This is a genomic window from Acinetobacter lactucae (assembly GCF_013344765.1).
Classification (GTDB): Bacteria; Pseudomonadota; Gammaproteobacteria; order Pseudomonadales; family Moraxellaceae; genus Acinetobacter; species Acinetobacter lactucae_A.
In genome coordinates this window covers 1-8,942 of record NZ_JABVBF010000144.1, presented here as the reverse complement: position 1 = coordinate 8,942, position 8,942 = coordinate 1, and the positions used below count along the sequence as shown (strand labels likewise).

Annotated in this window: 7 protein-coding genes; 6 read left to right on the top strand and 1 reads right to left on the bottom strand. The window is 40.4% G+C overall.

All coding sequences use genetic code 11. The features are described 5' to 3' along the window. The first annotated feature begins 426 nt into the window (after positions 1 to 426). The 6 genes from HUN22_RS13230 to astE all read left to right on the top strand — a co-directional run bounded on the left by HUN22_RS13230 (position 427) and on the right by astE (position 7,916). The gene (locus tag HUN22_RS13230; protein ID WP_174730201.1) at positions 427 to 1,698 is read left to right on the top strand and encodes a Glu/Leu/Phe/Val family dehydrogenase; all 1,272 of its coding nucleotides are present in this window, start codon (positions 427 to 429) and stop codon (positions 1,696 to 1,698) included. 135 nt (positions 1,699 to 1,833) lie between these two features. Next, positions 1,834 to 3,048, top strand: a complete 1,215-nt coding sequence (locus HUN22_RS13225; protein WP_174730198.1) for an aspartate aminotransferase family protein — start codon at positions 1,834 to 1,836, stop codon at positions 3,046 to 3,048. A gap of 18 nt (positions 3,049 to 3,066) precedes the next feature. Beyond that, on the top strand, positions 3,067 to 4,098 hold the full coding sequence (astA, locus tag HUN22_RS13220; protein WP_174730195.1) for an arginine N-succinyltransferase: 1,032 nt from the start codon (positions 3,067 to 3,069) through the stop codon (positions 4,096 to 4,098). Continuing rightward, entirely contained in the window at positions 4,098 to 5,567 is a 1,470-nt protein-coding gene (astD, locus tag HUN22_RS13215; RefSeq protein ID WP_174730192.1) for a succinylglutamate-semialdehyde dehydrogenase, read from the top strand. Before astA ends, astD begins: the two co-directional genes overlap by 1 nt. An 18-nt stretch (positions 5,568 to 5,585) precedes the next feature. Further along, complete coding sequence (astB, locus tag HUN22_RS13210) at positions 5,586 to 6,929, top strand: N-succinylarginine dihydrolase (RefSeq protein WP_174730189.1); 1,344 nt, start codon at positions 5,586 to 5,588, stop codon at positions 6,927 to 6,929. Positions 6,930 to 6,941: 12 nt separating this feature from the next. Further along, the gene (astE, locus tag HUN22_RS13205) at positions 6,942 to 7,916 is read left to right on the top strand and encodes a succinylglutamate desuccinylase (RefSeq protein WP_174730186.1); all 975 of its coding nucleotides are present in this window, start codon (positions 6,942 to 6,944) and stop codon (positions 7,914 to 7,916) included. Positions 7,917 to 7,976: 60 nt separating this feature from the next. Here astE and HUN22_RS13200 read toward each other — a convergent pair whose 3' ends face one another. Next, a complete protein-coding gene (locus tag HUN22_RS13200; RefSeq protein WP_174730183.1) occupies positions 7,977 to 8,723 on the bottom strand; it encodes a hypothetical protein in 747 nt (248 codons plus the stop codon). Positions 8,724 to 8,942: the final 219 nt, after the last annotated feature.

Genomic DNA, 8,942 nt, shown 5'->3' with positions numbered 1-8,942 from the left:
TTATTGAACAATGTTTATTTTTAAAAAGACTAATGGAGGGATCTATCGATTAGTCAAAATAATTTTTATGGACACATGATTTTTTTATAAATCATCGTTCTTTTTAACTCCCAAACGGTTATGCCATTTCTTTTGTATTTATATTTCAGCCGACTGGATTAAGTGGGTTGTGGTTGAACTTTACTTTTATAAAGATAGCTTTATAAACAGTAAGTTAAATGAAAGAAAGCTTGTAAAAGATATCGATATATAAAAGTAGATCATACTTTTAGTATCAACAAATGGAATTTAAAAAATCTGATGCTTTAGAAGGGCAAAGGATTTAGTAAATAAACTAAAGCATTGTTATTGCAAGGCTTTGGTTGCTGAATAATAAAGACTGCGGATTTATCAAGTCTAAGTCTATGAAGGTATATAGGAAAAAAGATGTCAGATCTTTCATACGTAAACGAACACAGTGATGCATGGCAAACTTACTTGGCACAAATTGACCGCGTAGCGCCATATTTAGACCACTTAGCTGAGTTTATCGATACTTTAAAACGTCCAAAACGTGCACTTATTGTAGACGTGCCAATCGTAATGGACGACGGTTCTATTCAGCACTTTGAAGGCTACCGTGTACAACACAACTTGTCTCGTGGTCCTGGTAAAGGTGGTGTTCGTTACCATCCAAATGTTGACTTGAATGAAGTGATGGCGTTGTCTGCATGGATGACAATTAAAACTGCTGTTTTGAACTTGCCATTCGGCGGTGCGAAAGGTGGTATTCGTGTTGATCCACGTAAATTATCTAATCGTGAATTAGAGCGTTTGACTCGTCGTTATACGACTGAAATTGGTCATATTATTGGGCCTCAAAAAGATATTCCTGCTCCAGACGTTGGCACGAATGCCCATATCATGGGTTGGATGATGGATACTTATTCTACTAGCCAAGGTCACACTGTAACTGGTGTTGTAACTGGTAAGCCAGTTCACCTAGGCGGTTCTTTAGGTCGTGTGAAAGCAACTGGTCGTGGCGTATTCGTTACAGGCCGTGAAGTAGCAGCAAAAATTAATTTACCAATTGAAGGTGCGAAAATCGCTATTCAAGGTTTTGGTAACGTAGGTAGTGAAGCGGCTTTCTTATTTGTTGAATCAAAAGCGAAAGTTACACACGTTCAAGACCACACTGGTACAATTTTCAATGCTGATGGCATTGATCTTGAAGCATTACGTGATCACGTAAATGCAAACCAAGGTGTTGGTGGTTTTGCTGGTGCTCAATCAATTGCTGACGAAGATTTCTGGACAGCTGAAGTTGACATTATTGTTCCTGCTGCATTGGAAGGCCAAATCACTGTTGAACGTGCTCAAAAACTTAAAGCTAAGTTGATTTTAGAAGGCGCAAACGGCCCGACTTATCCTAAAGCTGAAGACGTTTTAGTTGAGCGTGGGATTGTTGTCGTTCCTGACGTGGTATGTAACGCCGGCGGTGTAACTGTAAGTTACTTCGAATGGGTTCAAGACATGGCGAGCTACTTCTGGACTGAAGAAGAAATCAACGAGCGTTTAGACAAGTTGATGGTTCAAGCTATGGACGACGTTTGGAATACAGCAAACAGTAACGCTTGTACTTTACGTACAGCAGCTTACATCTTGGCATGTGAGCGTATCTTAAAAGCTCGTAAAGAGCGCGGTATTTTCCCAGGCTAACCTGCGGAAATTACTTTCGAAAAAGTGGTTTGAGCAAATATAAAGGATGTTATAGGGTTTATTTGCTCACTCCCTTTTTCTGAATTATTCAAATTTAAGTGTTATCGAATATATTAAATAAATACTGAGGTAAGCATGGAACAGCCAATTTCTGTAACTCGAAGCAACTTTAACGACTGGATGGTTCCAGTTTTTGCACCAGCAAATTTCATTCCGGTACGTGGCGAAGGTTCACGTATTTGGGATCAAGAAAATAAAGAATATATCGATTTTGCAGGCGGGATTGCAGTAAACGCATTAGGTCATGCGCATCCAGTGGCAGTAAATGCTTTAACAGAACAAGCAACAAAACTTTGGCATGTAGGTAACGGTTATACAAATGAACCCGTTCTACGCCTTGCAAAACAACTTACCGAAAATACATTTGCAGATAAGGTTTTCTTCTGTAACTCAGGTGCAGAAGCGAACGAAGCAGCACTCAAACTAGCTCGTAAAGTTGGACTCGACAGCGGTATTACAGGTAAAAGCGGCATTGTAGCATTTAATAATGCGTTCCACGGCCGTACCTTATTTACCGTTTCAGCAGGTGGTCAACCTAAATATTCACAAGACTTTGCACCACTTCCAAATGGTATCAATCATGTTGCCTTTAATGATTTAGAAGCTGCCAAAGCAGTCATTAATGAGCAAACATGTGCTGTTATTGTTGAGCTGATCCAAGGTGAAGGTGGCGTTATTCCTGCTGACATCGAATTTTTAAAAGGTTTACGTGCACTGTGTGATAAGTTCGGTGCCTTACTGATTTTTGATGAAGTACAAACCGGTGTTGGTCGTACAGGTGCACTATATGCCTACATGAACTCTGGCGTTATTCCAGATGTGTTAACCACTGCAAAAGCACTAGGTGGTGGTTTCCCAGTTGGCGCAATGCTAACAACAGATAAGTTTGCTCCGCATTTTTCAGTGGGTACCCATGGTACGACTTATGGTGGTAACCCGTTAGCAAGTGCGGTTGCCGGTGCAGTATTTAAATTTATTAATACGCCTGAAGTGCTTGAGGGTGTAAAACACCGCCATCAATATTTCCTTGATGCATTAAATAAATTAAATGCTGAATACCCGATTTTTCAAGAAATTCGTGGTCAAGGCTTACTCATTGGTTGTGAATTAAAAGCTGAATATGCAGGGAAAGCGAAAGATATTACGACTTGGGCAGGTGAAGAAGGTTTACTTGCTTTAATTGCAGGCCCGAATGTAGTTCGTTTTACACCGTCGCTTATCATTCCTGAACAAGATATTGATGAAGGAATTGCTCGTTTAAAACGCGCATTGGCAAAGTTGGCTAAATAATAAAAAGGAAAGCTAGCCATGATGATCGTCCGTCATGCCGAGTTTCGAGACCTTGAAGATATTTATAAATTAGCGGGTAAGTCGGGTGTAGGCCTGACTTCCTTGCCACAAAATATGGATACACTTTCGGCTCGAATTTCACGTACTCGCAATACTTTAAATGGCAATGTCCATAAAAGTGAACAAGGTTATCTGTTTGTTCTTGAAGATACAGAAGCTCAACGTGTTATTGGGTTAAGTGCAATTGAAGTTGCTGTAGGGCTCATTGAACCTTGGTACAACTTTCATGTGGGTACTCAAGTACATGCTTCAAAAGCATTAAATGTCTATAAGTCATTACCTACCTTATTTCTAAGTAATGACAGAACAGGTAGTAGCGAACTCTGTACATTATTTTTAGATCCAGAGCGTCGTGAAAACCAAAACGGTAAATTCTTATCGAAAATCCGTTTTATGTTTATTGCTGCCTTTAAACAATATTTTGAGAAAAAGTTAATTGCTGAAATGCGTGGTTTCTCAGATGAAAATGGATGTTCTCCGTTTTGGGATGCGATTGGTCACCATTTCTTTAATATGGATTTCTCAACAGCAGACTATTTAAGTGGAATTGGGCAAAAAGTATTTATTGCAGAGCTTATGCCTCGTTTTCCAGTCTATGTAGATCTCTTGCCAAAAGACGCGCAAGAGGTAATTGGAAAAATGCATCCACAAACTTTGCCTGCTTATCACGTGCTTGAGTCGGAAGGCTTACGCTATCAAGGATATGTCGATATTTTTGATGCGGGTCCAACCATTGAAGCCAATATTGATGAATTGAGAGCAGTAAAAGAAAGTCAGTTACTAAACGTCAAAATTACAAGTGAAGCTGTGGTCGGTAAGACTCAATATCTCGTTGCTAATGATAATTATCATGACTACAAGGCAATGTTGTTAAAGCTTGATCTTGTTGATAACACAATAAATTTAACACATGAACAAGCTGAAAAACTCGGTGTACAAGAAGGTCACGTTGTTCGTGTGCTATCACTAAATCCAATGGAAGTATCCTGATGTCAAACTCTTTATTTATAAACGGTGTCTGGTTACAAGGCAGCGGCGCAACATTTGAAAAAACAAATCCAGTTGATAACCAAACTGTATGGTCAGGTGCCGAGGCTACTGCTGCTGATGTAGAGCAAGCTTGTCAGTCAGCGCGTACTGCATTTCCAGCTTGGGCGCGTTTACCACTTGCAGAGCGTGTGGCGATTGTTGAAAAATTCGCGGCTTTGCTTGAAGAAAATAAAAAGCATTTAGCAGAAGTCATTAGCCAAGAAACCAGTAAGCCATTTTGGGAAACGTTAACTGAAGTTCAATCAATGATTGGCAAAGTTGCGATTTCGATTCGCGCTTACCACCAGCGTACAGGCGAAAGTTCTACTGAAATGGCCGATGGTGTAGCATCTTTACGTCATCGTCCGCATGGTGTGCTTGCAGTTTTCGGTCCATATAACTTCCCGGGCCATCTACCAAATGGGCATATTGTTCCTGCATTGCTTGCTGGCAACACAGTTGTATTTAAACCAAGTGAATTAACGCCTTGGACTGCTGAAGAAACTGTAAAACTTTGGCAGCAAGCCGGTTTGCCAAATGGTGTGATGAACTTGGTTCAAGGTGGTCGTACCACGGGTGAAGCATTAGCTGCTTCACATGAAATTGATGGCTTATTGTTTACCGGAAGTGCAAACACGGGTTATCACCTACACAAACAAATGGCGGGTGCACCTGAAAAAATTCTTGCGCTTGAAATGGGTGGCAATAATGCATTGATTATTGATGAAATTATCGATGTTGATGCTGTAGTGAATCTTGCGATTCAATCTGCTTTTGTTTCGGCTGGTCAGCGTTGTACATGTGCGCGCCGCATCTTGGTAAAAAATGGTGCTGAAGGCGATGCATTTATTCAACGTTTCGTTGAAGTTGCTAAAAATCTAAAAGTTGGTCGTTGGAATGATGAACAACAACCATTTATGGGCGGGGTAATTTCTTCAGTTGCTGCAACAAACATGATGCATGCTCAGCAAAAATTACTTGAGCTTGGTGCAAAAAGTTTATTAGCAATGACACGTCCGCAAGAAGATAGCTCATTACTTACTCCAGGCATTGTTGATGTCACAGGTGTGAAAGATATTCCAGATGAAGAATACTTTGGACCGCTTACCACAATTCAGCGTTATGACAACTTTGAAGAAGCATTAAAAATTGCAAATGCAACTCGCTTCGGCTTGTCGGTTGGTTTGGTTTCTCCAAAGCGTGAATTGTTTGATGATTTACTCATTGAAGCGCGTGCAGGTATTGTGAATTGGAACAAGCCATTAACTGGTGCTTCAAGTGCTGCACCATTTGGTGGGGTGGGAGCATCAGGTAATCACCGCGCGAGTGCTTTTTACGCTGCTGACTATTGTGCTTGGCCGATGGCATCACTTGAAAGTGACAGCTTAACTTTACCAGAAAAATTATCTCCAGGGATTGTGTTGCCTTAAACACTAGGGAAAGAAAAAATGAAAGGATATGAAGTAAATTTCGATGGTTTAGTGGGGCCAACGCATCACTATGCGGGCTTGTCTTTTGGTAATGAAGCATCGACCAAAAACCGTAATAATACCTCGAATCCAAAATTAGCAGCTAAACAAGGTCTGCTAAAGATGAAAGCTTTGGCTGACATGGGAATGAAACAAGGTGTACTTGTTCCGCATGAGCGTCCACATGTTCCAATGTTACGTCGTTTAGGCTTTACAGGGGATGACATTAGTGTAGTTGCTCAAGCAATGCGTCATTCACCAGAGCTATTGTCATCTTTAAGTTCGGCTTCACCAATGTGGACTGCCAATGCGGCAACTGTTTCACCTTCGGCTGATAGCCAAGATGAGCGTGTGCATTTTACCGCAGCGAATCTGAACAATAAGTTTCACCGTTCAATTGAAGCGGAAACAACAAGCCAAGTTTTACAAGCGATCTTTAAAAATGAACGTCACTTTGTACATCATGAGGCTTTACCGCAAGTGGCTTTGTTTGGTGATGAGGGAGCAGCAAATCACAATCGTTTAGGTGGTGATTATGCTAAGCGCGGTGTTCAGGTATTTGTTTATGGCCAACAACATTTAAATAATGGCTTACCTGGTCCAAAACGTTATCCGGCTCGTCAAACGCGTGAAGCAAGCGAAGCAATTGCACGTTTGCACCGTTTAGACGATGCTCATACTGTTTTTGTTCAGCAAAATCCGGATGTGATTGATCAGGGCGTTTTCCATAACGATGTGATCGCAGTAAGTAACCAACAAGTTTTATTCCATCATCAACATGCCTTTTTAAACCAAGATCAGGCTTTTGCTGAAATTCGTCAAAAAATGGCAAGCATCGGTGAAGACTTTATTTCAATTGAAGTCCCTGAAAACCGTGTTAACGTTGATGATGCCGTAGCAACCTATTTATTTAATAGCCAAATTTTGACTCGTCCAGATGGTGGAATGACTATTGTTGTACCAGAAGAGTCTCGTCAAAATGCAGCAGTGTGGGGCTATTTGAATGACATGATTCAGATGGGCACACCAATTGATGCTATTCAGGTATATGACTTACGTGAAAGTATGCGTAATGGTGGTGGTCCGGCTTGCTTACGTTTACGTGTAGCTTTAAACGAAACTGAGTTAAATGCTGTAAATCCAAAAGTACTGATGAATGATCAATTGTTTAGCACGCTCAATCAATGGGTAGATAAACACTATCGTGATCGTTTAGCACAAGAAGATCTGGCTGATCCGCATTTGTTAATGGAAAGCCGCATGGCACTTGACGAGCTAACCAAAATTTTAGGTTTAGGTTCGGTTTATCCTTTCCAAAAATAATGAGGAGGTGACATGCAAGATTTTCTAGCATTAACCTTACAAGGTGAGCAGCCTAAAACCCGTGAAGGAAAACAAGATAGTTTTTCTTGGCGTTGGTTGGGTGAAGGACTTCTTGAATGTACGCCAAACGCACAGTACGACAAAGCCGTTGTACTGTCAGCTGGAGTACATGGTAATGAAACAGCACCAATTGAATTATTATCTCATCTTTGCACAGATTTATTTGCAGGGCGTTTAAAGCTTGCTGTGAGGTTGCTGCTTATATTGGGTAACCCCTATGCAATGCGTCATGGCAAACGTTATGTGGATGACGATGTAAACCGCATGTTCTGTGGTGGATATAAAACTCTAGCCGTGACTGAAGAATCAAAGCGTGCTGAGGTTTTAGAGCAAGTGGTTACGACTTTCTTTCAGGAAAGTGCAAGTGAGGCAAAACGTTATCACTATGATTTGCACACCGCAATTCGTACTTCTTTATTGCCAACATTTGCTTTGTTTCCCTATCAAGCGCATGGCTATGATGCTGATTTAAAAGCAAGTCTTGAAGCAGCTGATTTAGATGCTTTGGTTTATCACAATGCGGTAGGTAAAACGTTTACACATTTCACGAGTGAGAATTTTAAAGCTGCGAGCGCAACTTTAGAGTTAGGCAAAGCGTTGCCATTTGGACAAAATGACCTGAGCCAGTTTGCTGCAATTGATGAAGTCATTCGTAATGTAGTTTCTGAGCAGGCATTACCACCACGTAATAAACCAAAAATTCGAGTCTTTAATGTATCAGATTCTTTAATTAAAAAAGATGAAGATTTTCAGATTAATTTATCGGCTGAGGCTCCGAATTTTTCGACTTTTACCAAAGGTGAAATCATTGCAACTCAACCATCTGGTAATTATGTGGTTGAGCAAGATCAGGTCTGGATTTTATTTCCAAATCCAAATGTGAAAATTGGTTTGCGTGCGGGTTTAGTTTTAACTGAAAAGAGCTGAATGCTTGATTCTTGCGAAATAAAAAAGGGCAATGAATTGCCCTTTTTTATTTATAACGGATTAGTTGTTACCGAATAGACCTTTAACCCAAGATTTCTTTTCAGCTTTTTGGGTAGACGCTTGAGCACCAGCATTTACATTTGCGTTTGCATTAACTCCAACAGGAGCAACGTTAACACCAACATTTACACCCGTTTGAGCATTAATTGCTTGTGCTGGTTGAGCTGCATTTAACTTTGCTTGAGCATCAGCTTTAGTGTCGGCTACAAATTCTTTTTGCTCAGCTTGTTTCTCCGCAACTTTAGCTTTTACAGCATCAACACTTGCTTTCGTATCGGCTTTAGCTTCAACTGCTAGATTTTTAGTACCGTTTGCAGCTTTAGTCGCTACATTTTTAGTTCCTGTTACTGCTTTGGTAGCAAAATGTTTAGTACCAGTTGCAGCTTTAGTCGCTACATTTTTAGTACCTGTTGCAGCTTCGGTAGCAAAGTTTTTAGTACCTGTCGCAGCTTCAGTAGCTAAGTGTTTTGTACCATTTACAGCCTTAGAAGAAAGTTCAGTCACTTTTCCTGTTGTGTTTTTAGTTGCTTTAACCGTAGTGTCAGCAGCGACATGCCCAGCATGTTTAGCTGTGCCACTTACAGTGTGTGCAGTATTTTTGACTGTATTGGCTACGCCACTAACAAGACCACCCGGTTGTACATTTACTTGAGCAGAAGCACCTGCATTAACGCCCGCACTTTGTGCAAAAATAGAGGCAGAAGCAAGAACGCTTGCAGTAACGATAGCTGTTTTCATCATTTTCATTGCGATATCCTTCAAAGAATATACCTTTTTAGTGAGGTATTTCATAAACGCAAACGAATCATAGCCAAGAGAATATGGGCTTGGGAACTGACTTCATCAAAACGTTACAACAGTGTTACGCTTGGTAAACAGACTAGGGGTGAATTGTGGAGATTAATAAAAATTAATAATAAAGTGAAAAAGAACATTTATTTGTTAGATGTTCTAATTAAGTTAACT

Bases quoted from the DNA above. Each gene is read 5' to 3' on its own strand.
- astA (WP_174730195.1), top strand. From the start codon at position 3,067: ATGATGATCGTCCGTCATGCCGAGTTTCGAGACCTTGAAGATATTTAT.
- HUN22_RS13225 (WP_174730198.1), top strand. From the start codon at position 1,834: ATGGAACAGCCAATTTCTGTAACTCGAAGCAACTTTAACGACTGGATG.
- HUN22_RS13200 (WP_174730183.1), bottom strand. From the start codon at position 8,723: ATGAAAATGATGAAAACAGCTATCGTTACTGCAAGCGTTCTTGCTTCT.
- astD (WP_174730192.1), top strand. From the start codon at position 4,098: ATGTCAAACTCTTTATTTATAAACGGTGTCTGGTTACAAGGCAGCGGC.
- HUN22_RS13230 (WP_174730201.1), top strand. From the start codon at position 427: ATGTCAGATCTTTCATACGTAAACGAACACAGTGATGCATGGCAAACT.
- astB (WP_174730189.1), top strand. From the start codon at position 5,586: ATGAAAGGATATGAAGTAAATTTCGATGGTTTAGTGGGGCCAACGCAT.
- astE (WP_174730186.1), top strand. From the start codon at position 6,942: ATGCAAGATTTTCTAGCATTAACCTTACAAGGTGAGCAGCCTAAAACC.